The organism is Nonomuraea sp. NPDC052129, assembly GCF_040680095.1.
Classification (GTDB): Bacteria; Actinomycetota; Actinomycetes; order Streptosporangiales; family Streptosporangiaceae; genus Nonomuraea.
This window is the reverse complement of sequence record NZ_JBFAVX010000004.1, coordinates 276,956-300,093: the sequence shown is the minus strand read 5'-3', so window position 1 is coordinate 300,093 and position 23,138 is coordinate 276,956. Positions and strand designations below refer to the sequence as shown.

The window sequence follows — 23,138 nt, the reverse complement described above, 5'->3', positions numbered from 1 at the left end:
AACTATTACTACAGCTCCGGCTTACCCAAACGAGGGGATGCGGAATCGCCTTTGCCATAAGGAGAATCCAGCGTGAAATTGGTCTGGACCTTCGCGGACGGTTTTGCCTGCTCACGGGTAGACTTCGGGCGGAGATATGCGGAGGAAACACTCATGGCGGACAAGCCCACGAAAGGCCTGGCCGATGTCGTAGCCGCGTCCACAGCGCTCAGCGACATTGACGGGAAGGCCGGTCGTCTCTTCTATCGCGGATACGACATCCACGATCTGGCCGGCCGCGCGACGTTCGAAGAGACCGCTCACCTGCTGCAGTGCGGCAAGCTTCCCAACCGGGACGAGTTGGACAGGTACGGCGATGAGCTGGTGCGGGGCCGCGAGCTCGGCGCGCTCGTCTCCGCGAACATCCCGGAGATCGCCGAGAAGCAGAAACCGATGGAGGCCCTGCGCTCCCTGGTCTCCCTCTCCGCGGCGGACGATCCGGACAAGGACTCCATCGCCCCCGAAGCGAACCTGCGCAAGGCCGCGCGCCTGACCGCGCAGCAGCCCCTGCTGGTCGCCCGCTACCACGCAGCCCGCAACGGCGCCGAGGTCCCGGAGCCCGACCCGGCGATGAGCATCGCGGCGAACTTCCTCCTGCAGGTCACCGGACGCGTTCCGGCCCAGCGCGAGGTCGAGCTCTTCGACACCTGTCTGGTGCTGCACGCCGACCACACCATGAACGCCTCGACGTTCGCCGCCCGCGTCTGCGCCGCGACCCTGTCGGACATGCACTCGGCCATCGTCGCCGCCATCGGGACGCTCAAGGGCCCCCTGCACGGCGGCGCGAACGAGCAGGTCATGAAGACCCTCGAATCGATCTCGCCCACCGGGGTGGCGCAGGCCGTACGCGAGAAGCTGGCCGCCGGCGAGAAGATCATGGGATTCGGCCACCGCGTCTACAAGACCGAGGACCCGCGGGCCACGCACCTGCGCAGGATGTCGCAGGAACTCGCCGAATCCACCGGCGACGACACCTATTATCGGATGTCCAAGGAGATGGAGGAGGTCGTCTTCGAGATGAAGGGCCTCTATCCCAATGTCGACTTCTACGCGGCATCGGTCTATCACTATCTCGGCATTCCGACGGACCTGTTCACACCGGTCTTCTCGATCAGCCGCATGGCCGGTTGGACGGCGCACGTGATCGAGCAGCATGCCGACAACAGACTGATCCGCCCCGACAGTGAGTACATCGGTGAACGTGACCAGAAGTGGAAGCCGATAGAGGAGCGATGAGCTTGGGCCGGAGAGAGCGAGTCGCGATGCCGACGGAGGCCCGCAGCGCATGCGGCCGTAAGCAGGCACGTTGAGCCGTTCTGGAGAGAATTGGGGGCCGTACCCGCTGGTTCTGGCGGGTGCGGTCGTCGGCGTTGCGCTGATTTTCCTCGTGGACCCGCGGTGGGGCGGGTTCGCGTTGGGCGCCGCCGTCATGGTGGCCGCCGCGCTCCGTTTCGCCGGGTACGGCGGGCTCGCCGTGCGCAGCAAGAGGACGGACGTCATCACGCTCGGGGTGTTCGGATTCGTGCTCGTCCTTACCTCGCTGATCTTGGCGAACGACGAGCTCAAGGGAATGATCATGTCCCTTCTGGCCCGGTGACCCCACCTCCACCGAGCCGGTCGACGCAGGGCCGCCTTCGGGCGGTCCTTTCCGTGTCTCTAGAACATCTCTTGGCCCTCACAGAGCGTGACGGAGTTGATCAGATGGGTAAGAGTCCCTGGTAAGAGTCATAGGTGGCCCAGGGGGTTCGGATGCGATTGCGTCTTTTGAGTGGGGTGGGGCTGATCGCGGTCACGGCGGTCGTGTGCGGCTGTGGCTCGGAGCCGGTAGCCAAGCCGGTGAACAACGCGGCCAACACGGCGGCCAAGCTGAAGCAGGCCAAGGCCGCGCAGCTGGCGCTGGCCGCCAAGGTGAAGGCCAACGAGCTGGGGCAGATCCCGGTGCTGATGTTCCACCGGGTGATCAAGAACCCGGCGACCACCGACGACCGGACTCCCGAGCAGTTCAGGGGAGACCTCGAGCGGCTGGTCAAGGACGGGTACGTGCCGATCACCGCCGCCGAGTACGTCACCGGCAAGATCGACATCCCGGCGGGCAAGCACGCCGTCGTCCTGACCTTCGACGACTCCTCGCCCTCACAGCTCACGCTGGACGAGATGGGCAACCTGGCGCCGGACACCGCCATCGGCATCCTGAAGGACGTGGCGGCGAAGAACCCCGGCTTCCGGCCGGTGGCCACGATGTACATCACGCGCGACATGTTCGGCAAGACCGTGCGCGACGAGCAGGCTCAGATGCTGCTCTGGCTCAAGGACAACGGGTTCGACCTCGGCAACCACACCCGCGACCACATCAACCTGCGGGGCCGGTCGCAGAAGGAGGTCGAGGAGCAGATCGCGACCGTCCAGACGATGATCAGCTCCCTGGCCTTCGTCAAGCCGGTGACCATCGCCCTGCCGTACGGCAACCAGCCGCACAACAAGAAGTGGGCCATGCACGGCAAGCTCGGCGACGTCACCTATGACCACAAGGGAGTCTTCCTGGCCGGTTACACGCCCGCGCCCGCGCCGTTCAGCAAGTCCTTCGACCCGCTGGGCATCCCGCGCATCAGGGCGATGGACAAGAAGGGTGACTGCAAGCAGTTCTGCTCGGTGGCCTGGCTCGACTGGCTGAAGAACAACCCGGACATGCGTTACACCTCGGACGGCGACCCGTTGACCGTGGCCTTCCCCAAGTTCAAGAACCCGTTCCTGCGGACGTCCTTCACCTCACGGGCTCTCGCGTACTGAAGGTGATGCCGGCCCGGCGCAGGCGCTCGATCAGCGGGCGGCCCATCGCGGAGGCGGTGGTGACCTGGCCCGCGATCTCGGGCACGTCGTCGAAGGCCAGGCAGAGCGCCGCCTCGCCGAGCATCTTGGCCGTCTCGTCGTAACCGGGGTCGCTGCCCGCGACCTCGGTGACGACCCGCCGCCCGCCGCCCTCGCCGAGGATGGTGACCTTGAACCAGTTGCGGGCCCGCTGCTCGGGGGTGGGCCCGTCGCCGGGCTTGACGCGGCTCGCCATCCAGTCGCGTACCGGGGGTATCTGCGCTAGCGCCGCCATCGTGCCCGCTCCCGCCGCCACCGCGAGGGCGGCGGGCAGGGTCTTGACGGCGTAGTACTGGCGGTAGGTGAAGTCGGGGCCGTAGCGGTCGAGCAGGCGGGCCGAGCGGCCGACGATCAGCGGGTCCAGGCTCGGCATCGGCAGTGCCCAACCGCCGACATAGCGCAGGCCGCCGGGCAGTGAGCTGACCCGGCGGCCGGGCGGCAGCGGCTCGGCCGCGCGTCGCCGGGCTGCCGCCTCCAGGAGTTGCAGCGGGCGGGAGACGATCGTCATCCCGGAGGCCAACGTGCCGCCCGACGCCCGCATCTCGCTCCTGAGGAACCCGCTGACCTTGAGCGGCACGTGCTCCGGAAGCCGGTCGACCGTGAAGAGCACGCCCAGGTCATAGGGGATGGAGTCGAAGCCGCAGGCGTGCACCAGCTTGGCGCCCGTCGTGGTGGCCCGCCGGTGATGGCGGACGTACATCCGGTCCACGAATTCGGCCTCGCCGGTCAGGTCCAGATAGTGAGTGCCCGCCTCGGCGCAGGCGGCCACGAGCGGCTCGCCGTACCGGAGGTAGGGGCCGACGGTCGTGACGAGGACGCGGGTCGAGCGGGCGATCGCGGCCAGCGAGGCGGGGTCGGTGGCGTCGGCGATCAGGATCGGGACGTCGAGGCCGAGTCGCTCCAGCTTGGCCCGGTCGCGCCCGGCCAGTGCCCAGCGCACCTCGGGGCCGGCCGCCTTGGCGAGGTAGGCCGCGGTGAGCGCGCCGGTGAAGCCGCTCGCGCCGAACAGCACGATGTCGTACGCACGGGCCATAATCCCGAGCCTCCTCGGTGCTTCTCGTAGTTTCGCCCTATTCTGGGGTAATTCGGCGTTTCTCCTCACCCTGGTGATGGCGGGTGGCCATACTGCTCCTGGCGACAAACCGTGACGTCACGAACGGTTAACGGTTCCCTGAGAGCTTACTGAGCGTCGTAAAGTTTGCGTCGTTGGGCTTTGTTTGAACGTGGGGAAGATGAATGCCGCAGATCTCGCCGCTGGTCGCCGGCGACCCCGGCCAGCTGGGGTCGTTCCGGCTGGTCGGCCGGGTTGGGGAAGGCGGCCAGGGCATCGTCTACCTGGGCGTCACCGATGAGGGTGAGCAGGCTGCGATCAAGCTGCTGCATGTCAAGTTCAGTGGGGACACGATCGCCAGGTCGCGGTTCGCCAGGGAGCTGAAGGCCGCGCAGCGCGTGGCGTCGTTCTGCACGGCCCGGGTGATCGAGGCCGATCTCGACGGCGACACGCCGTACATCGCCAGCGAGTACATCGACGGGCGCGCCCTCAGGGACATCGTCGAAGACGACGGCCCGCTGCGAGGGACGGCGCTCGACCGGCTGGCGATCGGGACGGCGACCGCGCTGACCGCGATCCACCACGCCTCGATCGTGCACCGCGACTTCAAGCCCGACAACGTGCTGATCGCCGCCGACGGGCCGCGCGTGGTCGACTTCGGCATCGCCAGGATCATCGACTCGAGCGGCACCATCACCAGCCGGGCCATCGGTACGCCCGCCTACATGGCCCCCGAGCAGATCGCCGGGGACGATGTCGGGCCTTATACCGACGTGTTCGCTTGGGGGGCGACGATCGCGTTCGCGGCGACCGGGGAGACCGTGTTCGAGGGCAACTCGATCGCGGTGGTGCTCAACCGGATCCTCAACCACGAGGTCGACGTGTCCATGCTGCCCGAGCCGCTGCGCGGCGTGGTGCGGTCGGCGCTGTCGAAGTCGCCCGACGAGCGGCCCTCGGCCGACCAGATCCTGCTGCGGCTGCTCGGCCAGCCCGAGACGGTCGGGGCCTCCACGGCCATGCTGACCCGGGGCGTACAGGTGGCCAGCGACGACACCACCCCGTTCATCAGGGTGTCGTCCGGGACGATCGGCACGGGCTCGCCGTCCAAGGCGCAGCTCATGCATCCGCCGGAGCAGTCCTCCGTGACCGGCGGCGAGCCGATCCCTTGGGCGACCGGCTCCACGCCGCCACCGCCCCGAATCCTGGACGAGCGGCCGACCGTGGCCACCCCGGAATCCGGCCACCCCGCGCCACGCGGCCGGCGCCGCGCGGGGTGGGTCGCGCTGACCGTGGCGATCCTGCTGATCGCCGCCGCCTCGATCGTGGCCGTGCAGAACAACTGGCTCCAGCTCGCGCTCGGCGAGGAGCAGCCCTCGCCCCATCCCGCCCCGCCGGACACCTTCACCTCCGTGGCCGACAAGGTGGCGCAGACGAAGAAGATCGTGATCGGTGTGAAGGGCGACCTGCCCGGCGTCTCCCTGGAACGTGGCGGCGGCTTCGAGGGCTTCGACATCGAGCTGGCCAAGCTCGTCGCGGAGCAGCTCGGCGCCAAGCAGACCCAGTTCGTCAAGATTCCCAAGTTCGAGAGGGAGAAGGCGCTGGAGGGCGGCACCGTGGACCTGGTGATCGCCACCTACTCCATCGACAAGAGCGGCGTCGAGTTCGCCGGCCCGTACTATGTGGCCCACCACGATCTCCTGGTCCGCGACGGCGACTCGATCGACTCGATCGACGACCTCAAGGGCAAGAAGATCTGCGCCCCCGACAGTCCGTCCGTCGGCAATGTCCAGGCCCGCGTGAAGGTGGAGCTCGTCACGGTGGGCAACTACGCGCAGTGCATGGACCTGCTCAGGAGCGGCGACGTCGCCGCGGTGCCGGGCGAGGACCTCATCCTGGCCGGCTTCGCCAGCCGCGAGAACCAGCGCTTCAAGATCCTCGGCGCCAAGCTCAACGACGAGCGCTACGCCATCGGGATCAAGCACGGAGACGCGAAGACCTGCAAGGCGGCCAACGGGATCATCGCCTCGCTCTACCGCAAGGGCGTCGTCAAGAGCCTGCTGGCTCGGCATTTCGCCAACGTGGACTTCACTCCCGAGCAGGAAACACCCTCGATGGTCTCCTGCGGATGACGAACGGGTAGCATCCGAAAGTCAATGATTCATCCTGCGAGTTAGGGGAAGGCCATGGCCACGCCCGTCAAGGTGACCGTCACCGGAGCCGCCGGTCAGATCGGCTACGCACTGCTGTTCCGCATCGCGTCGGGGCAGCTGCTCGGCCCGAACGTCCCGGTCAAGCTCAGTCTGCTGGAGATCCCGCAGGCGGTGAAGGCAGCCGAGGGCACCGCCATGGAGCTCGACGACTGCGCGTTCCCGCTGCTGTCCGGCATCGAGATCACCGACGACCCGAACGTCGCGTTCGCGGGCGCCAACGTCGCACTGCTCGTCGGCGCCATGCCGCGCAAGGCCGGGATGGAGCGTGGCGACCTGCTCGGCGCTAACGGCGGCATCTTCGGCCCGCAGGGCAAGGCGATCAACGAGCACGCGGCCGACGACATCAAGGTCCTGGTCGTCGGCAACCCGGCCAACACCAACGCGCTCATCGCCCAGCAGAACGCGCCCGACGTACCGGCCGACCGCTTCACCGCGATGACCCGCCTCGACCACAACCGCGCGCTGTCCCAGCTCGCCGCGAAGCTGCAGGTCCCGGTCACCGAGATCAAGAACATGACCATCTGGGGCAACCACTCCGCCACCCAGTACCCGGACCTCTACCACGCCGAGGTCGGCGGCAAGATCGCGGCCGAGCAGGTGGAGTCGGAGTGGCTGCGCGACACCTTCATCCCGACGGTGGCCAAGCGCGGCGCCGCCATCATCGAGGCCCGTGGCGCCTCGTCCGCCGCCTCCGCAGCCAACGCCGCGATCGACCACGTCTACGACTGGGTCAACGGCACCGACTGGACCTCGGCCGCCGTCGTCTCTGACGGGTCCTACGGGGTGCCCGAGGGCCTCATCTCGTCGTTCCCGGTGCGGGCGGCGGGGGGCCGGTTCGAGATCATCCAGGGTCTGGAGATCGACGCCTTCTCCCGCGAGCGCATCGACGCCAGCGTCCGCGAGCTCACCGAGGAGCGCGACGCGGTGGCCTCGCTCGGCCTGATCTGATTCGTCCCTGACAAGGCGCGCGTCCGTTTCCGGGCGCGCGTCTTTTGGTTATATGTACGATTTGCGGCCTATTTCCCTTTTGTTCGTCTACGGGCACATAGTGATTTCCGCGGGGGGATTCGGCGGGGAGGTGGCGAACAGCACCCCCGCCGCCGCCGCGAGGCTACCCAGCACAACGAGGACGCCGAAGACTATCTTCGTGACCCTTGGTGAAAAGCTCCTCACATTTCGATATCACAGCACATATCGGGACTTCCTATACCTATTTCCCGGAAAGCGCTCCCCAAGCGTCAGAGACGATGTCCCGCAGGGAGGGGCGCTCGGCCTTCCAGCCCAGCTCGCGCCGGATCTTCTCGGACGAGGCGACGAGCACGGCCGGGTCACCCGCCCGGCGCGGCCCGAGAACGGCGGGGATGTCGTGGCCGGTGACCTCGCGACAGACCGAGATCACCTCCTGGACGGAGAAGCCGGCGCCGCTGCCCAGGTTGAAGATCTTGTGCTCCCCGGGGGTGAGCGCCTCCAGCGCCAGCAGGTGGGCGACCGCCAGATCGGCCACGTGGACGTAGTCGCGCACGCACGTGCCGTCGGCGGTCGGGTAGTCGGTGCCGAAGACGCTGACCGACTCACGCTCGCCGGTAGCCACCTTGAGGACGTTCGGGATGAGATGGGTCTCAATGGTGTGCCGCTCGCGGAAGCGGCCGTACGCGCCGGCCACGTTGAAGTAGCGCAGGCTCACCGCCCCGAGCCCGTGCAGGCCCGCGTAGGCGGTCAGGGCGGTGTCGACGGCCAGCTTCGAGGCGCCGTACGGATTGGTGGGCCGTGTCGGGTCGCTCTCCAGGATGGGGGACCGCTCGGGCTCGCCGTACGTGGCCGCGGTCGAGGAGAACACGATCCCGCGCACGCCCCGCACCCGCATCGCGTCGAGCAGCGCCAGCGTGCCACCGAGGTTGTGCGACCAGTAGAGGCCGGGCTTCTCCACCGACTCGCCGACCAGTGACTTGGCCGCGAAGTGCAGCACCGCCTCCACGCCCGCCAGCGCGTCGTGGGCCTCGGTGATGGACCCGTGGACGAACCGCGCCCCCTCGGGCACGGCGTCCTCATGGCCGGTCGACAGGTCGTCGAGCACGGTCACCTCGTGCCCCGCCTCGACGAGCTGCGCGGCGACGACGCTGCCCACGTATCCGGCGCCTCCGGTGACCAGCAATCTCATGTTTACTCCTGTGGCTATATGTTTAATTTTGTCGGGCTGGGTGTTCAGCATACGCGGGAAACGTGCCGAGTACGCTGCCAACCACCATGTTTGACACCCTCGCGGCCAATATCGCGCTGGTCCTTCTGTTCATCCTCGTCGGCGGCTTCTTCGCCGCCGCCGAGATGGCGATGGTCTCCCTGCGGGAGAGCCAGGTGCGCAAGCTCGCTCAGAAGGGGCGCCGCGGCGAGCGGGTCGCCAAGCTCGCCCAGGACCCCAACCGCTTCCTGTCCGCCGTGCAGATCGGGGTGACCGTCGCCACCATGCTGTCGGCCGCGTTCGGCGCCGACCGGCTCGGCATGCAGTTCGTGCCCGTGCTCGAACGCTGGAATGTGCCCCACGCCGTCGCTCCCGTACTCGCGCTGGTGCTGGTGACGCTGGCCATCTCGTACGTCTCTCTCGTGCTCGGCGAGCTGGCGCCCAAACGCCTGGCCCTGCAGCGGGCCGAGGGGCTCTCGCTGGTCGTGGCGCCCTTCCTCGACCGCGTCGCCATGCTGTCGCGCCCGATCATCTGGGCGCTGTCGAAGTCGACCGACGGCGTGGTCAAGCTGCTCGGCGGCAACCCGCAGGCCGACCGGGAGGAGGTAACCACCGAGGAGCTGCGCGACATGGTCGTCGGGCACACCGACCTGACCGCCGACGAGCGCAAGCTGATCGCGGAGGTGTTCGCCGCCGGCAAGCGACAGCTCCGCGAGGTCATGTTGCCCCGCACCGAGGTGGAGTTCATGGAGGCCGACACCACACTGGCGGAGGCGGCGGTGCTGGCCTCGGGGCTGCCGCACTCGCGCTTCCCCGTCTACCGCGAGTCGTACGACGAGGTCATCGGGTTCGTGCACGTCAGGGACCTGCTCGACCCGGTCCTCACCGGCCGGATCGAGCCGATCAGCGAGCTGGTGCCGATCCGGCCGGTCAAGTTCGTACCGGCCTCCAAGCGCCTGCTCACCACGCTGTCGGAGATGCGCGACGAGGGTCACCACCTGGCCATCGTGGTCGACGAGTACGGCGGGACGGCCGGCATCGTCACCCTGGAGGACCTGGTCGAAGAGCTCATCGGCGACATCAGGGACGAGTACGACGTCGAAGGCGACACCGTGGTCCTCCCGGCGGGCGAGATGGAGATCGACGGCCTGACGAACCTCAACGACTTCGCCGCCCAGACCGGCATCCGGCTGGCCGACGGGCCGTACGAGACGCTGGGCGGGTTCGTGATGTCCATGCTCGGCCACGTGGCCGCCGTCGGGGAGATGGTGGAGGTGCCCGGGTTCGAGCTGACCGTCATCGAGCTCGACGGACGCCGTATCGCCAGGGTGAGGGTGCAGCGCCGTCCGGCGGTCGAGTCGCCGCCCGAGCTGGATTCCTGACACAATTGGCTGCTATGGCCAGACCTCGTGTCCTCTCCGGCATCCAGCCCACCGCAGACTCCTTCCACCTGGGCAACTACCTGGGTGCGGTCCGCCAATGGGTGACGCTGCAGGAGACTCATGACGCCTTCTACTGCGTCGTCGACCTCCACGCGATCACGGTGCCGACCGAGCCCGCCGCCCTGCGCCGCCGCACCCGCGTGGCCGCCGCGCAGCTGTTCGCCGCCGGGCTCGATCCCGAGCGCTCGACCGTGTTCGTCCAGTCGCACGTGCGCGAGCACAGCGAGCTGGCCTGGATCCTCATCTGCCTGACGGGCATGGGCGAGGCGGCCAGGATGACGCAGTTCAAGGACAAGTCCGCCAAGCTCGGGGAGAACGCGGCCAGCGTCGGACTCTTCACCTACCCGGTGCTCCAAGCCGCCGACATCCTGCTTTATCAGGCCAACAGCGTGCCCGTCGGCGCCGACCAGAAGCAGCACCTGGAGCTCACCCGCGACCTCGGCCAGCGCTTCAACCACCGCTTCGGCGACACCTTCACCCTCCCCGAGCCGTACATCCTCAAGGAGGTCGAGAAGATCACCGACCTCCAGGACCCGACGGCCAAGATGTCCAAGTCCTCCTCCAGCCCGGCCGGCATCCTCGACGTCCTGGAGCAGCCGGGGCCGCTGCGCAAGAAGGTCATGCGCGCGGTCACGGACACCGGCTCGGAGGTCCTGTTCGACGAGGACGGCAAGCCCGGCATCTCCAACCTGCTGCGCATCCTGTCCGCGCTCACGGCCACGCCGATCCCCGACCTGGTCGCGCGTTACGAGGGGCAGGGGTACGGGACGTTCAAGAAGGACGTGGCGGAGGCCGTCGTGGAGACGTTCACGCCCATCCGGGAGCGCACGGAGAAGCTGCTGGCCGACGAGGCGGAGCTGGACCGGCTGCTGGCCATCGGCGCCGAACGAGCCGGCGCGGTGGCCCGCCGGACCATGGCCGAGGTCCGCGACCGGGTCGGCTTCCTGCCCCGCCTCTGACAGGCCCCAGAGGCAGGGTGTGGCCTTCGGCAGATCTAAAGGGGAAGAGTCGGCAGATCTAAAGGCAGAGCTTCGGCAGATTTAAAGGCAAGGCTTCGGCAGATCTAAAGGCTGGGCTACAGTGCACACATGAGGGAGGCGGTCGACTACCTGCCCCGACGTGCGGCTTCTCTGATGTATGACGCGCTCGAGGACACCCGTGTCGTCGTCGTCAATGGTGCTCGCCAGGTCGGCAAGAGCACCCTTGCCGAGCGGGTGCTGCGCCATGTCCCCGGCGGCGTCGCCCGCTTCCTTGACGATCCCGTCACCCGTCTGGCGGCGAACGAGGATCCGGTCCGTTTCGTACGCCATGACGGGTTGATGCTCATCGATGAGGTGCAGCGGGTTCCTGATCTCTGGCTCGCCATCAAGCACGTGGTGGATCGTGACCCGCGCCCTGGGCGATTCCTGCTCACCGGATCCGCTCGGCTCCTCGCGCTGAGCAGTCTCCCGGACTCGCTGCCCGGCAGGTCGGAGACCATCGAGCTCTGGCCGCTCTCGCAGGGGGAGATCGACGGCCACGACGACGGCTTCATCGACGCGGCATTCGCGATGGGGGGAGATCTGCGCGCCGAATCGATCGGTCTACGCCGGAAGGACTATCTCGCTCTGGCCGCTCGCGGTGGTTACCCAGAGGCGATCAAGCGGACGACTCCTCGCCGTCGTGAACGGTTCTTCGACGGCTATCTCGCGGACCTGATCGCCAGGGACGTGAAACAGGTCGCCGAGATCGAGCGTGCGTCTGACATGCGGCGGTTGGTCGCCTTGCTGGCTGCTCAGACCGGGGGGCTGCTCAATATGAGCCGACTCGCGAGCGAGCTGGGTCTGTCGAGCCCGACCGTTCGCAGCTATGTGGAGATTCTGGAGACCGTCTTCGTGGTCCGCCTCGTGCCGGGCTGGTCGTCGAACGCGACCACGAGAGCCGTTGCCACGCCCAAGGTGATCTTCGTCGACTCCGGCATGGCCGGATACCTCACCAGCGGAAGCGTGGCCGACGCCACCCATGGGGGGCTCCTCGAGAACTTCGTGCTCAGCGAGATGTCCAAGCAACTGACCTGGGCCGACACATCGGCTCGCCTCTATCACTATCGAGACCGGGACCAGTACGAGGTGGACGGGGTCCTCGAGAACAACGCGGGCGAGATCGTCGCCATCGAGGTCAAGGCGGCGGAGACCATTCGCGGCGACGACTTTCGCGGACTGCGGCTCCTCAAGCGTCGCTTGGGCGACCGCATGCTGGCGGGGTTCGTTCTTTACTGCGGGCCTGAGTCGTTGAGCTTCGGCGACGGGCTCTCCTGCCTGCCGGTCTCCGCTCTTTGGACGACGCGTTCTCCAGCGCAGGCGCCGCTTTCCGGGGATCAGTAGTCAAGACAGGGATCACCAGAGGACGACGCCGCCCTCTTCGCTGAGGAAGACGCCGGTGGTGGCCTGGCTGGCGATGTAGGTTCGCCCGGCAGGCGGCTGCGGTGACTAGCGGAAGCGGCGGCGGCCCACGGCCAGGAGGACCTCCCGGAGGGCGTCCGCCGCCTTGCGTACCGTTTCCTCCGGGACGCCCGCCATCACCTCTTCGTGGGCCTTCCCTGAGACCTCCAGGGCGGTGTTGGCCAGGCGCAGGCCCTCGGGGGTGAGCTGGACCCAGCGGCTGCGCGCGTCGCCCTCGTTCGCCGCCCGCTCCACGTAGCCCGATGCCGTGAGGCGCTGCAGGACGTTGCTCGTGCCGCCCGAGGTGAGGTAGAGGCCCTTGGACAGCTCGCTGGGCTTGAGCCGGTGCGGGGGGCCGGTGCGGGCCAGGGCGGCGAGGACGTCGAACTCGGCGTACGTCAGGCCCAGGTCCGCCAGTTCGGCCTTGATCGCCGTCTCGAAGAGCATGTTGAGGCGGGACATGCGCTTGCTCAGTTCGAGGTCGGCGATGAGCGATGACGACAGGCCGGAGTTCTGCCAGCGGGGGACCATCGCGTCGACGTCATCGTGCTTCATGGATCGAGGATACTTGGCGGTATATTGCTTTCTGAAAAGCTTCTTATTAAGCTTTTCGACATGGCAATCTCTTTGATCAAGAACGGGATCGTCGTCGACACCGAGCCGGAGCCTGTCGTGCTCGGGCGGGTGGACGTGCGGGTCGAGGGCGGCCGGATCGCCGAGGTGGGGCCGGACCTGCCCGAGGTGCCGGGGGCGGAGGTCGTGGACGCGACCGGGATGATCGTGCTGCCGGGGTTCGTCGACAGCCACCGGCACACCTGGCAGGCCGGGATCAGGGCGATCGCGCCGGACATCACGTTCGGCGGATATCTGCAGCGCATCCTGGGCGAGCTGGCTCCCGGCTACCGGCCCGAGGACGTCTATGCGGGCAACCTGGCCGGCGCGCTGGAGTGCCTGGACGCCGGGATCACCACGCTGCTCGACTGGTCGCACGTGCAGTTCACACCCGAGCACACCGACTCGGCCGTACGGGCGCTGCGCGAGTCGGGCATCAGGGCGATCTTCGGCTACTGCCACGGCGGGCCGCGGGAGAACCTGCACAAAGAGGGGCACCGGGTCCATGACGAGCACTTCGGCACGACCGGCCTGGTGACCATGGCGATCGCCGCTCTCGGGCCGGAGATCGTCAGTGAGGACGACGCGCTGGCCGAGTGGCGGCTGGCCCGCGAGCTCGACCTGCCCGTCACCGCGCATCTCGGCGGCCACAGCAGGGAGAGCTCCACCAAGGGGCTCGCGTTCCTGAAGGCCAACGGGCTGCTGGCGCCGCGCACGACGTACGTGCACGCCAACCACTACAGCGACGACCAGCTCAAGCTCATCGCCGACAGCGGTGGCGGCGTGTCCGTCTCGCCGATCGACGAGATGGCTCTCGGCATCGGTTACCCGATCAGCGGGCGGGCGCGGGCGGCCGGGATTCCGACCTCGCTCAGCATCGACACCGTGACGTGCGCGCCCGGTGACATGTTCAGCCTGATGCGGACCGCGTTCGCGCTGGAGCGGGGCCGCCCGGACGGGCAGGGGCTGGGGTTCCGCGCCCGTGACGCGCTGCGGATGGCCACCATCGAAGGCGCCGAGGTGGTGGGGCTCGGTGACACCGTCGGCTCGCTGCGGGTCGGCAAGCAGGCCGACCTCGTGCTGCTGCGTACCGGCACGCTGGGCATGGCGGCCGCGCACGACCCGATCGGCGCGGTAGTGCTCAACGCCGACACCAGCGCCGTCGACACCGTCCTGGTCGGCGGGCGGGTGGTCAAGCGGGGCGGCAGGCTGCTGCACCACGACGTCAAGGAGGTACTCGCCAGGCTCGCGGAGTCCGCCCGCGCCGTCGTCACAAGCGCGTAACTCCTGAGTGCCGGGCTCCGTGGTAGAAGAGCGATAGCCAGGGCAGGTGCATGGCGACGGCGGGGCACCTCGGAAGGCGGGCGCGCGGCGGTGTTGGCGAAGATGATGGCACGCGTCGAGTCGACCAAGGCCCGGAGTGGCCGCGTCATCGAGTCCTGGCGGGTGCGCCGCCTCTGGATCGACCACCTGATGAGGACCGTGCAGCGCTACCAGCTGCGGTTCGGCGACCGGCTGGCCGGGGCGGTGACCTACTTCGCGTTCCTGTCGTTCTTCCCGCTGGTCGCGCTCGCGTACGCGCTGTTCGGCTACGTCCTGTCGTACGACCAGAATGCCATCAGCACGCTCGAGTCGGCGATCAAGGACCAGCTGCCCGGACTCGCCGACCAGATCGACCTCCAGGCCATCGCCCAGGCCAGGGCGACCGCCGGGATCATCGGCCTGGCCGGTCTGCTCTACGCGGGGCTGGGCGCCGTGGACGCGCTGCGCGGGGCGCTGTGGGAGATGTCGATGACCACGGCCCCGCCGCCGAACTTCTTCGTCGCCAAGCTGCGTGACCTGATCTCCCTGCTCCTGCTCGGCGTGACCATGATCGTGTCGGTGCTGGTCGGCGGAGCCGCCACGCAGGCCACGACCGGGGTCGCGGTGACTCTCGGGCTGGGCAGCGCGCCGGTGACGACCGGCACGCTCTGGCTGGTGGGACTGCTGGCCAGCGTGGCCGCCGACTGGGTGCTGTTCCTGATCCTGCTGGGCTGGGTGGGCCGCGCCACCCAGCCCTTCCGGGTGCTGGCCAGGGGGGCGCTGCTCGGCGCCATCGGGTTCGGGCTGCTCAAGCAGGTCGCGTCGCTGCTGCTGGGGCAGACGCTGAGCAACCCGATCTACGGCGCGTTCGCCGTCATGGTGGGGCTGCTGGTCTGGATCAACTTCTCCGCCAGGTTCGTCCTGTACGTCGCCGCCTGGACCGCCACAGCCGGGCTCTGCCCACCGCCCGCACCCTCGCCCATCCCGTCGAACACGCCCATGCCGTCGACCTCGCCCATCCCCTCGAACGAGGCCACCTGACCTCAGCGTCGTGAGCTGCGCCGGCGGCGGATGCCGTAGCCCAGCCAGGTCAGGCCGAACAGCAGCCCGCCCCCGATCACGATCGAGCCCACCGTACGGCTGGTGTCCGTCTGCTTCGACGCGGCCGAGTCGAGCAGCGGCGCCGTGGCCGGCGGACCGGTGACGACCGGTGAGGTGGTCACCTGCTGCGCGGGCAGCTCGACCGGCAGTGGATCGACGAGCTTGCCGACCGCCGTGACCTTGCCCCGGGCGGCGAAGCCCCAGTCGAGCAGGCTCGCCACCTCCTCCCAGAAGTACCCCTCGTGCCGCATGATGGTCACGATGATCGTGTGGCCGCCACGTGTCGCGGCGCCGACGAAGCTGGCCTGGGCCTTGGACGTCCAGCCGTTCTTGACGCCGATCATGCCCTGGTAGCGCCACAGCAGTTTGTTGTGGTTGCTGATCTCGTAGTAGTTCTTGGGCGCCGGAAACTTGGCAACCTTTGTACTGATATATCGCCGGAAGTCGGGGTTGCCGAGGCCGGCCCGTGCGATGAGCGCCAGGTCGTACGCCGAGCTGCTCTGCCCCGGTTTGTCCAGCCCGCTGGGCGTCTTGGCCACCGTGTCGTTCGCCTGCAGGCGCTTGGCCTCGGCGTTCATGTCGCGCATGGTCTTGGACAGGCTGCCGTTCGTCTCGGCCAGGGCCATCGCCGCGTCGTTGCCCGATGACATCAGCAACGCCTTGAACAGGTCGTCGACCTTGTAGAGCGGCTTGGTCGTCAGGCCGACGGCGGTGCCCTCCTGGTCGACCGCGTTCCGGCTGGGCTTGACCTTGAGGTTCTTGTCCAGCTTGGGGATGAGCGTGAGCGCGGTGAGCGTCTTGAGCGTGCTGGCCGGCAAGTAGCGCCCGTGCGGGTCCTTGGCCGCGAGCACCTCGCCGGTCTCCAGGTCGGCGATGACGTACGAGGTGGCCTTGGACTTCGGCGGTGCCTTGATGCCGGCGGGCCTCACCAAACCGTGACTGCCCAGCAGATCCCCGCCGACGGGCTTCGGCGTCGGGGTGGTCGGGGTAGGAGTCGGTGTGGCATGGGCGGTCCCCGTGAGCGCGACCGTCGCGAGGAGTGCCGTGAGGAGTGCCGAGACGGGCACCGGTTTCATCAGCATGGCGGTCTCAGCGTAGCTTCGTGTCATTGCACATGTGCCGACACATCCCCTGATGATCGGCACCTGATACTAGAGAAGTGGTCATGTCGCGAAAGATCGCCGGATTCCTCATCGTGCTCGGCGTGTTCATGGTGTTCGAGTGGATCAACCTCGGGTTTAACCTGGCAGACGGCCATCCCACGAGCTTCTACGTGGTGCACGGCATCCTGATCGCGGTCAACCTCATACTCGCGATCGTATTGGCCGTCATCGGCTGGAAGGGGCTCCGCAAAGCGCGCGGCGAGTGAGCCGGTGCAGCTCGTCGGCCTCCTCGCGGGAGTCGCCGATCGTGGTGAAGCCGAGCTTGCCGTGTTCGGGGAGCGCCCCGAGCAGGTGGAAGACGTTTCCCGTACGACGGGTGTGATCGAAGCCGAGACCGAGCGCCTCGACCATCCGCACGACCTGGCCGGGGGAGCGGCCGCGCAGGCAGCCGGCCGCGCAGTTGTCGGTCGCGGTGTAGTACTTGGGCTGGTCACCGGCCATGAGCAGCCCGGTCCCCGGATCGTAGGAGGCGCCGGTGGTCAGCACCGCGGCGCCGAAGGGATGTGTGGTGCCGCCGATCCGCAGGTTGACCTCGCACAGCAGCGCCGCGTAACCGGCGTCGGTCTCCAGCGCGAAGAAGTCCATGCCGAACAGTCCCACCACGCCCCGCTCCGCCATCACGCGGGCGATCCGCTCGGCCGACGCGCCCACCTCGGCCCGGTACTCCGGCGCCGCGGGGAACGTACAGCCCTGGTAGACGTCCTGGTTGGCGCCGCCGAGCACCTGGTCGTGGGTGGCCACGACGCTGTACCGGCCGCCGGGCGTGATGCGGGCCAGCGCGCTGGGATAGTGCAGCGGGCGGTGTTCGATGAACTCCTCCACGACCGCGCCGCGTTCGCGGATCTTCGCGGTGAAGCTCTTCCAGGTCTCGCCGTACGCGGAGAAGCTCGTCCCCGGCAGATCGCCCTTGGGCACGATGGCGTTGCCGAGACCCGAGTAGCCGTCGTTCAGCTTGACCATCACCCGCTGGCCCGGCAGCGCCTCGATCGCGTCCTCGATCTCGGCCAGGGAGTGCAGATCTCCGAACCCGCGGGCCATTGGCACGCCGGCCTCCTGGCCGATCTCGCGGGAGCCGCTCTTGGAGCCGTAATAGGCGAGCGACGTAGCCGGCCCGTACACGGGAATGCCCAGCAGCGCGGCGAACTCCTCCTCCAGTTCGCTCAGCACGAACGGCACCATCCACGCGTCGCCGTCGATCGCCGCACGTACCTGCTCGACCATCTCGGGCCGCGAGAGCAGGGTCCTGGTCAGCGGCTGCGAGTGCGGGTCGTCGAGAGTGATCAGCCGCAGCCGTTTGGCGGCGTCATCCGGATCAGGCAGGAAGCCGAAATAGTAGGCGATGATGTCCGGATCGATGGGCGCGGAGGAGAGGTAGATCACTTTGACGCCGGGCTCGCGGAGCGTGAGGAGGAGGAAGAGCAGGCGCTCCTCGTAACATCTCGCACCGGTGATGCGGCGCAGCTCGTCCTGCGGAAGAGAGAGCGAGGGTACGACCACCAGGGTCCCCTCGCTCGGCTCGAAGATGCTCAACCCGGCATACTTCTCCCCGAACGGGATTTTAGTGATCATATTGCGAGTGAAACACGCATTCTACGCGAAAGCATCCATCGTCGGAGTGTCATGACCATGACGGGAGGTGACAGGATTGGAAAGCGCAGACCACGTTTGGAAGTCGTGTCCACGGGTCACCATCTAATGATCCCTTGTGACTATTTTCCGGGTCATCTGCGCGCTCACTCAGGGTAACGACCTGCGGTTACGGGCATGCAGCCGCCCGGCTTTCGGGGTTTCTGTCGGCGCGAAGCCACACGCAAGAGATAAAGTTGGAACATCGCCTTCGGGTTCATGGCCGACCGCCGTGTTTCCGCAGTGGGTTGTCCTCAGGAGGGGATCACAACCCCGTGCTGACGATCTCTGGCACCGAAACCTGTGGGTGCGGCATTTTCGCCGGACGGCTGCTCTGACCGGACAGTCGGCCGCAGCGAGGCCAAAGGACGATTTACGGCGCTATAAGCCGTGTGACTTCGGGCAGTTGACGATCACATGGCAATTGGACGGGACGGTGACTCATGCGGGGACGTGAGCTTCGGGGGGAACTCGACGCGTTCCTGACGGAGACCGATCAGGAGTTGGTGGCATTCCGCCGCGACTTGCACATGCATCCTGAGCTGGCCTTCGCTGAATATCGCACGACTCAGCGCATCGCCGAGCGGCTCACCGCCGCCGGTCTGGTGCCGTCGGTGCTGCCACGCGGCACCGGCCTGATCTGCGACGTGGGCAGCGGAGACGGCCCCACGGTCGCGCTGCGCGCCGACATCGACGCGCTGCCGCTGCACGACGAGAAAGACGTGCCCTACCGCTCGACCGTCCCGGGCGCCTGCCACGCGTGCGGCCACGACGTGCACACCACGATCCTGCTCGGCACCTCGATCTTCCTCGCCCAGCAGGCCGCCGCGGGCCTGCTGCCCGGCCGGGTCCGCCTGATCTTCCAGCCCGCCGAGGAGCTGCCCGGCGGCGCGCTCGAGGTCATGGCGCACGGCGGCATCAGCGGCGTGGAGCGCATCTTCGGCCTCCACTGCGACCCGCGCGTCGACCTCGGCCATGTCGGGCTCAAGCCCGGCCCGATCACCTCCGCCTGCGACAAGCTGGCCATCAAGGTGTCGGGCCCCGGCGGCCACACGGCCCGCCCGCACCTCACCGCCGACCTGGTCTTCGCCCTCGCCAAGATCCTCACCGAACTGCCCGCCGCGCTCTCGCGCCGGGTGGACCCGCGCTCCTCGCTCAGCCTGGTCTGGGGCAAGGTCCAGGCCGGTTCCGCGGCCAACGCGATCCCCGATGACGGCGTGGCCGAGGGGACCGTGCGCTGCCTCGACGAGAACGCCTGGCACGCGGCCCCCGACCTGATCAAGTCGCTGCTGGAGTCGGTCGCCGGCGCTTACGGGATCGACGCGACGATGGAATACACGCGCGGGGTGCCGCCCGTGGTCAACGACGAGATGAGCGTCGACATGCTGGCCGAGGCGGTCGAGCGGGCGCTGGGGCCGGGCGCGGTGGTGCCCACGCAGCAGTCGCTCGGCGGCGAGGACTTCGCCTGGTACCTGGAGTCGATCCCAGGGGCGCTGGCCCGGCTCGGCACGCGCTCGCCGGGCGGCGTGACGTACGACATCCACCAGGGGACCTTCGACATCGACGAGGCGGCGATCGGCATGGGCGTCCGCCTCATGGCCGCGACTGCCCTGACCGCGCTATGGGAACCCGTCGTCGATTCCGTGCTCGCCTGAGTTTTACGGTCGGCAAGGGCCCGCCCCACCGTACGTGCTTGATTTTCCTTTACGGCAAGCATGGGCCAGCCCCACCCTTCTGGGCGGGGCTGGCGTCTGTCCAGGGGAACGCTCCTCCGGTTTACGGGGCCGGGCGCCGTGACGTGCGCATCCTTGACCCCGGCCGTCCTAAGGTCTGACCACCGGCAGGATCAAGGATGACTTGGCCGGGTTGACGGTGAACTTCGAGCCCTCCGGGTACCGGAGCGTGTAGTCGCGGTCCGTTGACGTGATGATCAGGCCGATCTTGTGGCCCTGGTCGAACCGGTAGTCCTTTGGCTGGAAGTCCCAGGTGAAGGTGTACTCCTGGGCGGGTTTGACGGTCTCTGTTCGTGCCGGGTCGTGGCGGTTTCTGATGTCCAGCCAGCCTCTTGAGACGATCTTGTAGGGCGTTGTGGCTGTGCCCAGCCTGCGCAATGCCGTGCAGCCCGTGTCGCCCGGGACGCCTTCCCCGTAGCAGAGGGTTTCGCCTGTTGGGACCAGGGTTCCGTCCGCTCTGGTGCCCGTGCCGTAGTCGACCAGCAGGGCCGTCAAATACGGCGACGAGCCGCCATCGCGGGCCGCTCGCAGCGAGATCGTCGGGGTGCCGGAGATTCGGACGGCGGCCGGCAACTCCGGCGTCAGATAGGCCAGGCGGTTGGGATCCGCGGCCGGGGCCGCCTCCACCAACTGTTCGGCGGTGCGGGTCTTCTGATCGACGAAAGACTCGCGGGCCGCGTACTGCGGGAAGACATTCAGCTTCGAGCCGGAGCCGAGGTGCAGGGCCACTGGCTTGGTGGCCGGAAGTGGCCACGATGCGTGAGTGCCCCACTCGCCTGGGGCGATTTCGACGTCCGCCTGCGGCTCGCGCATGATGCCGCTTTCGATGCCGTACAGCCAGTAGTCGAACCAGCCGTGCAGTTGCCGCAGCCATTCGACGGTGCGCAGGTTGAAGGGGTTCATGTGGGTGCCCTGGTGCAGCCAGATCTTGCGCGGCACATGGCGCTTGGACAGGGCGTACCACCACTGGGCGAACTGCTTGGTCTTGACGTTCCAGTCGTTGAGGCCGTGCACGACGAAGACACTGGCCTTCACCTTGTCGACGTCGTTGAGGTAGTTGCGGGCGTTCCAGAAGCGGCTGTAGTCGCCGCTCACCCGGTCCTGCGTCGCCGTCAGGTAGTCCATGACGGGCCCGCAGACCTTCTGCCCGTCGGCGCGGGTGAGCACGTACTTGGCCAGCACGTCCGCGTCCTCGCCCTGGAAGCCGCCCGCCGCCAGCACGCCGCCGTTGGCCCGGTAGTAGTCGTACCAGGAGGAGATCGCGGCGATGGGCACGATCGTCTTCAGCCCCTTGACGCCCGTCGAGGCGACCGCGTTGGGCAGCGTGCCGTTGTAGGAGACGCCGATCATGCCCACGTTCCCGGTCGACCAGGTGGCCGAGACGGGCGCGCCCTCCGGGGTGAACCCCTTCGCGCGGCCGTTCAGCCAGTCGATCGCGGCCTTCGGGCCGGCCGTCTCGTTGCGGTCGCCGGTGGTGGGGCAGCCGGTGGCGCGGCCGCTGCCCAGGTTCTCCACCAGCGCGATCGCGTAGCCGCGGGGCAGGAAGTAGTTGTCGTAGTAGCCGTCGAACGGCTCGGCCGCCAGCTTGTTCGCGAACGAGCGCAGGGTCGGCAGCGGGTTGCCGTTCTCGTCCACGTCCACCACGTGGTTCGGCACGTCGTTGCCGCCCGCGTAGTAGGGGCTGGCCTCCATGATGACCGGGACCTTCAGGCCCTCGTCGGTCTCCTTCGGGCGCAGGATGTCCACGGCGACGCGGTCCGGCAGGCCGTCGCTGTCGCTGTCGGTCCCCGCGACCTCGACGTACACCGTCTGCTTGACGGCGTCGGCGCGGGAGAAGACGGACTGGGTGGCGTTGTTCTCGATCTTGATCGCCGGGACCTCAGCCGGGGCGGTCGGTGTATCCGCTGTGGCGGGCGCCGCGCCCATGGCCGCGATGAGGATCGCGGCCATAGGAATGATCATGGCCTTCCAAGGATGCATGTGGGCTCCAGGATGAAAATCCACCGTTGATCAGGAATCTCTGCCATGATCGACCTGACGGCAAGGGCCCCCCGGTGTCCAAAGTTGGGTAAAGCTTCCCGAGCCGGTCCTCGGACCGCATCCGCAGATTCAGGTCACGGACACGAGTGATGTCGATAACGGAGCGGTTGCGACCCTGTGTGCCGGTTTTGTCCGCCCTGGTCAACCAACTATCTTCCGTGCAGGGTTGCCGTACATTTCTTCGCGCCTGCGACGAAGTTTGACGGCGGGGAAATGGAAAGGAGTCGCCTTGCTCAGCAAGCGATTCGGCAGGATGGCGGCCGGTTCGATAGCGGGTGCCATGCTGATGGCGGCCGCGGCCTGTGGCGGCAGCGGCGGCACGGGAAGCGACGCCACGTCCAGCGCGGCGCCGACCTCCGGGGCCAGCAGCGAGGCGCCGAAGTCCGGCGCCCTCAAGGTCGGCCTCGCTTTCGACGTCGGCGGCCGTGGCGACAAGTCCTTCAATGACGCCGCCTACGCGGGCCTGGAGAAGGCCAAGACGGAGCTCAAGGCCGACATCAAGGAGCTGAGCCCCGCGGCCGACGGTTCCAACCGCGGCGAGCTCCTCCGCCAGCTGGCCGACGCGGGCTACAACCCGATCATCGGCGTCGGCTTCGCCTACGGCGACGACATCAAGAAGACGGCCGAGGAATACCCGGAGATCCAGTTCGCGGTCGTCGACTCCGCCTCGAACGCGGCCAACGTCACCGGCCTGCTGTTCGCCGAGGAGCAGGGCTCCTACCTGGCGGGCGTCGCCGCGGCGACCAAGGCCAAGAGCGGCCACGTCGGCTTCGTCGGCGGTGTCGAGAACGACCTGATCAAGAAGTTCCAGGCGGGCTTCGAGGCCGGTGTGAAGTCGGTCAAGAAGGACGCCAAGATCGACATCAAGTACCTGAGCCCCGACGGTGACTTCAGCGGCTTCAAGGCCCCCGACAAGGGCAAGGTCGCGGCCGAGAAGATGTACCAGGACGGCGCGGAGATCGTCTACCACGCCGCCGGCGACTCGGGCCTGGGCGTGTTCCAGGCGGCGGCCGCGGCCAAGAAGAAGGCCATCGGCGTCGACTCCGACCAGCGCCAGACGGTCAAGGAGACCGACCTGCAGTCGGTCATCATGACCTCGATGCTCAAGCGCGTGGACGTCGGCGTCTTCGAGTTCGTCAAGGCGTTCCAGGGTGGCGCCAAGGGTGGCAGCAACACCATCTACGACCTCAAGGTCGACGGCGTGGGCCTGGCCACCACCGGTGGCGAGATCGACGACATCAAGGACAAGCTGGACGCTGCCAAGCAGGACATCATCGACGGCAAAATCACGGTTCCGTCCAAGCCGTAATTGAGGTAGGAACGTTGACCGAGGGCCCGGAGTCCAGACCGACCCCGGG

At 67.9% G+C, this 23,138-nt stretch carries 19 protein-coding genes; 13 read left to right on the top strand and 6 right to left on the bottom strand.

The genetic code is table 11. The annotated features are described in order from the left end of the window. Nucleotides 1-153: 153 nt before the first annotated feature. The 3 genes from AB0L53_RS12690 (at nt 154) to AB0L53_RS12680 (ending at nt 2,826) form a co-directional block, all read left to right on the top strand. Nucleotides 154-1,275 carry a citrate/2-methylcitrate synthase gene (locus AB0L53_RS12690; protein ID WP_357948575.1) on the top strand — a complete coding sequence of 374 codons (1,122 nt, stop codon included), beginning with the start codon at nt 154-156 and terminating at the stop codon, nt 1,273-1,275. A gap of 70 nt (nt 1,276-1,345) precedes the next feature. Beyond that, the gene (locus AB0L53_RS12685; RefSeq protein ID WP_363993035.1) at nt 1,346-1,636 is read left to right on the top strand and encodes a DUF3017 domain-containing protein; all 291 of its coding nucleotides are present in this window, start codon (nt 1,346-1,348) and stop codon (nt 1,634-1,636) included. Nucleotides 1,637-1,788: 152 nt separating this feature from the next. After that, a complete protein-coding gene (locus AB0L53_RS12680) occupies nt 1,789-2,826 on the top strand; it encodes a polysaccharide deacetylase family protein (RefSeq protein ID WP_363993034.1) in 1,038 nt (345 codons plus the stop codon). Here AB0L53_RS12680 and AB0L53_RS12675 read toward each other — a convergent pair. Continuing rightward, nucleotides 2,801-3,937: a saccharopine dehydrogenase NADP-binding domain-containing protein gene (locus tag AB0L53_RS12675; protein ID WP_363993033.1), complete on the bottom strand. Its 1,137-nt coding sequence runs from the start codon at nt 3,935-3,937 to the stop codon at nt 2,801-2,803. The two genes, AB0L53_RS12680 and AB0L53_RS12675, sit on opposite strands and share 26 nt — an antisense overlap. Nucleotides 3,938-4,140: 203 nt before the next feature. Between AB0L53_RS12675 and AB0L53_RS12670 the strand changes: the two genes are divergently transcribed. Both AB0L53_RS12670 and AB0L53_RS12665 read left to right on the top strand, forming a co-directional pair. After that, a complete protein-coding gene (locus AB0L53_RS12670; protein ID WP_363993032.1) occupies nt 4,141-6,084 on the top strand; it encodes a transporter substrate-binding domain-containing protein in 1,944 nt (647 codons plus the stop codon). 54 nt (nt 6,085-6,138) lie between these two features. Further along, a complete protein-coding gene (locus tag AB0L53_RS12665) occupies nt 6,139-7,113 on the top strand; it encodes a malate dehydrogenase (protein ID WP_358548705.1) in 975 nt (324 codons plus the stop codon). Between the two features lie 262 nt (nt 7,114-7,375). On the opposite strand, the gene galE is transcribed toward AB0L53_RS12665, so the two are convergent. After that, complete coding sequence (gene galE / locus AB0L53_RS12660) at nt 7,376-8,323, bottom strand: UDP-glucose 4-epimerase GalE (protein ID WP_363993031.1); 948 nt, start codon at nt 8,321-8,323, stop codon at nt 7,376-7,378. A gap of 86 nt (nt 8,324-8,409) precedes the next feature. Between galE and AB0L53_RS12655 the strand changes: the two genes are divergently transcribed. The 3 genes from AB0L53_RS12655 to AB0L53_RS12645 all read left to right on the top strand — a co-directional run bounded on the left by AB0L53_RS12655 (nt 8,410) and on the right by AB0L53_RS12645 (nt 12,146). After that, a complete protein-coding gene (locus AB0L53_RS12655) occupies nt 8,410-9,723 on the top strand; it encodes a hemolysin family protein (RefSeq protein ID WP_363993030.1) in 1,314 nt (437 codons plus the stop codon). 14 nt (nt 9,724-9,737) lie between these two features. Continuing rightward, nucleotides 9,738-10,742, top strand: coding sequence for a tryptophan--tRNA ligase (trpS, locus tag AB0L53_RS12650; protein WP_363993029.1), 1,005 nt, complete (start codon nt 9,738-9,740; stop codon nt 10,740-10,742). A gap of 129 nt (nt 10,743-10,871) precedes the next feature. Next, complete coding sequence (locus AB0L53_RS12645) at nt 10,872-12,146, top strand: ATP-binding protein (protein WP_363993028.1); 1,275 nt, start codon at nt 10,872-10,874, stop codon at nt 12,144-12,146. 105 nt (nt 12,147-12,251) lie between these two features. Here the strand turns inward: AB0L53_RS12645 and AB0L53_RS12640 are convergent, their stop codons facing one another. Further along, a complete protein-coding gene (locus AB0L53_RS12640; protein ID WP_358548688.1) occupies nt 12,252-12,758 on the bottom strand; it encodes a MarR family transcriptional regulator in 507 nt (168 codons plus the stop codon). Nucleotides 12,759-12,818: 60 nt separating this feature from the next. Between AB0L53_RS12640 and AB0L53_RS12635 the strand changes: the two genes are divergently transcribed. Then, nucleotides 12,819-14,099: an amidohydrolase family protein gene (locus AB0L53_RS12635; protein WP_363993027.1), complete on the top strand. Its 1,281-nt coding sequence runs from the start codon at nt 12,819-12,821 to the stop codon at nt 14,097-14,099. Nucleotides 14,100-14,189: 90 nt separating this feature from the next. After that, nucleotides 14,190-15,158 (top strand): YihY/virulence factor BrkB family protein, encoded by a 969-nt coding sequence (locus AB0L53_RS12630; protein WP_363993026.1) that lies wholly within the window; start codon nt 14,190-14,192, stop codon nt 15,156-15,158. Between the two features lie 2 nt (nt 15,159-15,160). On the opposite strand, the gene AB0L53_RS12625 is transcribed toward AB0L53_RS12630, so the two are convergent. Then, nucleotides 15,161-16,300, bottom strand: a complete 1,140-nt coding sequence (locus AB0L53_RS12625) for a D-alanyl-D-alanine carboxypeptidase (RefSeq protein ID WP_363993025.1) — start codon at nt 16,298-16,300, stop codon at nt 15,161-15,163. A gap of 83 nt (nt 16,301-16,383) precedes the next feature. Between AB0L53_RS12625 and AB0L53_RS12620 the strand changes: the two genes are divergently transcribed. Next, a complete protein-coding gene (locus AB0L53_RS12620; RefSeq protein WP_357948621.1) occupies nt 16,384-16,587 on the top strand; it encodes a hypothetical protein in 204 nt (67 codons plus the stop codon). On the opposite strand, the gene AB0L53_RS12615 is transcribed toward AB0L53_RS12620, so the two are convergent. Then, complete coding sequence (locus AB0L53_RS12615; protein ID WP_357948624.1) at nt 16,547-17,950, bottom strand: peptide ligase PGM1-related protein; 1,404 nt, start codon at nt 17,948-17,950, stop codon at nt 16,547-16,549. The genes AB0L53_RS12620 and AB0L53_RS12615 overlap by 41 nt on opposite strands. Before the next feature lie 500 nt (nt 17,951-18,450). Here AB0L53_RS12615 and AB0L53_RS12610 point away from each other — a divergent pair, with 500 nt between their 5' ends. After that, nucleotides 18,451-19,662 (top strand): M20 family metallopeptidase, encoded by a 1,212-nt coding sequence (locus AB0L53_RS12610; RefSeq protein WP_358179648.1) that lies wholly within the window; start codon nt 18,451-18,453, stop codon nt 19,660-19,662. Between the two features lie 168 nt (nt 19,663-19,830). Here the strand turns inward: AB0L53_RS12610 and AB0L53_RS12605 are convergent, their stop codons facing one another. Then, complete coding sequence (locus tag AB0L53_RS12605; protein ID WP_363993024.1) at nt 19,831-21,690, bottom strand: Xaa-Pro dipeptidyl-peptidase; 1,860 nt, start codon at nt 21,688-21,690, stop codon at nt 19,831-19,833. Between the two features lie 319 nt (nt 21,691-22,009). Between AB0L53_RS12605 and AB0L53_RS12600 the strand changes: the two genes are divergently transcribed. Then, nucleotides 22,010-23,089, top strand: a complete 1,080-nt coding sequence (locus tag AB0L53_RS12600) for a BMP family ABC transporter substrate-binding protein (protein ID WP_358548669.1) — start codon at nt 22,010-22,012, stop codon at nt 23,087-23,089. The last annotated feature ends 49 nt before the right edge of the window (nt 23,090-23,138 follow it).

What these genes read in the sequence shown, in the direction of transcription:
- AB0L53_RS12690 (WP_357948575.1), top strand. Translation starts at nt 154, where the DNA reads ATGGCGGACAAGCCCACGAAAGGCCTGGCCGATGTCGTAGCCGCGTCC.
- AB0L53_RS12680 (WP_363993034.1), top strand. Translation starts at nt 1,789, where the DNA reads ATGCGATTGCGTCTTTTGAGTGGGGTGGGGCTGATCGCGGTCACGGCG.
- AB0L53_RS12675 (WP_363993033.1), bottom strand. Translation starts at nt 3,937, where the DNA reads ATGGCCCGTGCGTACGACATCGTGCTGTTCGGCGCGAGCGGCTTCACC.
- AB0L53_RS12670 (WP_363993032.1), top strand. Translation starts at nt 4,141, where the DNA reads ATGCCGCAGATCTCGCCGCTGGTCGCCGGCGACCCCGGCCAGCTGGGG.
- AB0L53_RS12665 (WP_358548705.1), top strand. Translation starts at nt 6,139, where the DNA reads ATGGCCACGCCCGTCAAGGTGACCGTCACCGGAGCCGCCGGTCAGATC.
- galE (WP_363993031.1), bottom strand. Translation starts at nt 8,323, where the DNA reads ATGAGATTGCTGGTCACCGGAGGCGCCGGATACGTGGGCAGCGTCGTC.
- AB0L53_RS12655 (WP_363993030.1), top strand. Translation starts at nt 8,410, where the DNA reads ATGTTTGACACCCTCGCGGCCAATATCGCGCTGGTCCTTCTGTTCATC.
- trpS (WP_363993029.1), top strand. Translation starts at nt 9,738, where the DNA reads ATGGCCAGACCTCGTGTCCTCTCCGGCATCCAGCCCACCGCAGACTCC.
- AB0L53_RS12645 (WP_363993028.1), top strand. Translation starts at nt 10,872, where the DNA reads ATGAGGGAGGCGGTCGACTACCTGCCCCGACGTGCGGCTTCTCTGATG.
- AB0L53_RS12640 (WP_358548688.1), bottom strand. Translation starts at nt 12,758, where the DNA reads ATGAAGCACGATGACGTCGACGCGATGGTCCCCCGCTGGCAGAACTCC.
- AB0L53_RS12635 (WP_363993027.1), top strand. Translation starts at nt 12,819, where the DNA reads ATGGCAATCTCTTTGATCAAGAACGGGATCGTCGTCGACACCGAGCCG.
- AB0L53_RS12625 (WP_363993025.1), bottom strand. Translation starts at nt 16,300, where the DNA reads ATGCTGATGAAACCGGTGCCCGTCTCGGCACTCCTCACGGCACTCCTC.
- AB0L53_RS12620 (WP_357948621.1), top strand. Translation starts at nt 16,384, where the DNA reads ATGTCGCGAAAGATCGCCGGATTCCTCATCGTGCTCGGCGTGTTCATG.
- AB0L53_RS12615 (WP_357948624.1), bottom strand. Translation starts at nt 17,950, where the DNA reads ATGATCACTAAAATCCCGTTCGGGGAGAAGTATGCCGGGTTGAGCATC.
- AB0L53_RS12610 (WP_358179648.1), top strand. Translation starts at nt 18,451, where the DNA reads ATGCGGGGACGTGAGCTTCGGGGGGAACTCGACGCGTTCCTGACGGAG.
- AB0L53_RS12605 (WP_363993024.1), bottom strand. Translation starts at nt 21,690, where the DNA reads ATGGCCGCGATCCTCATCGCGGCCATGGGCGCGGCGCCCGCCACAGCG.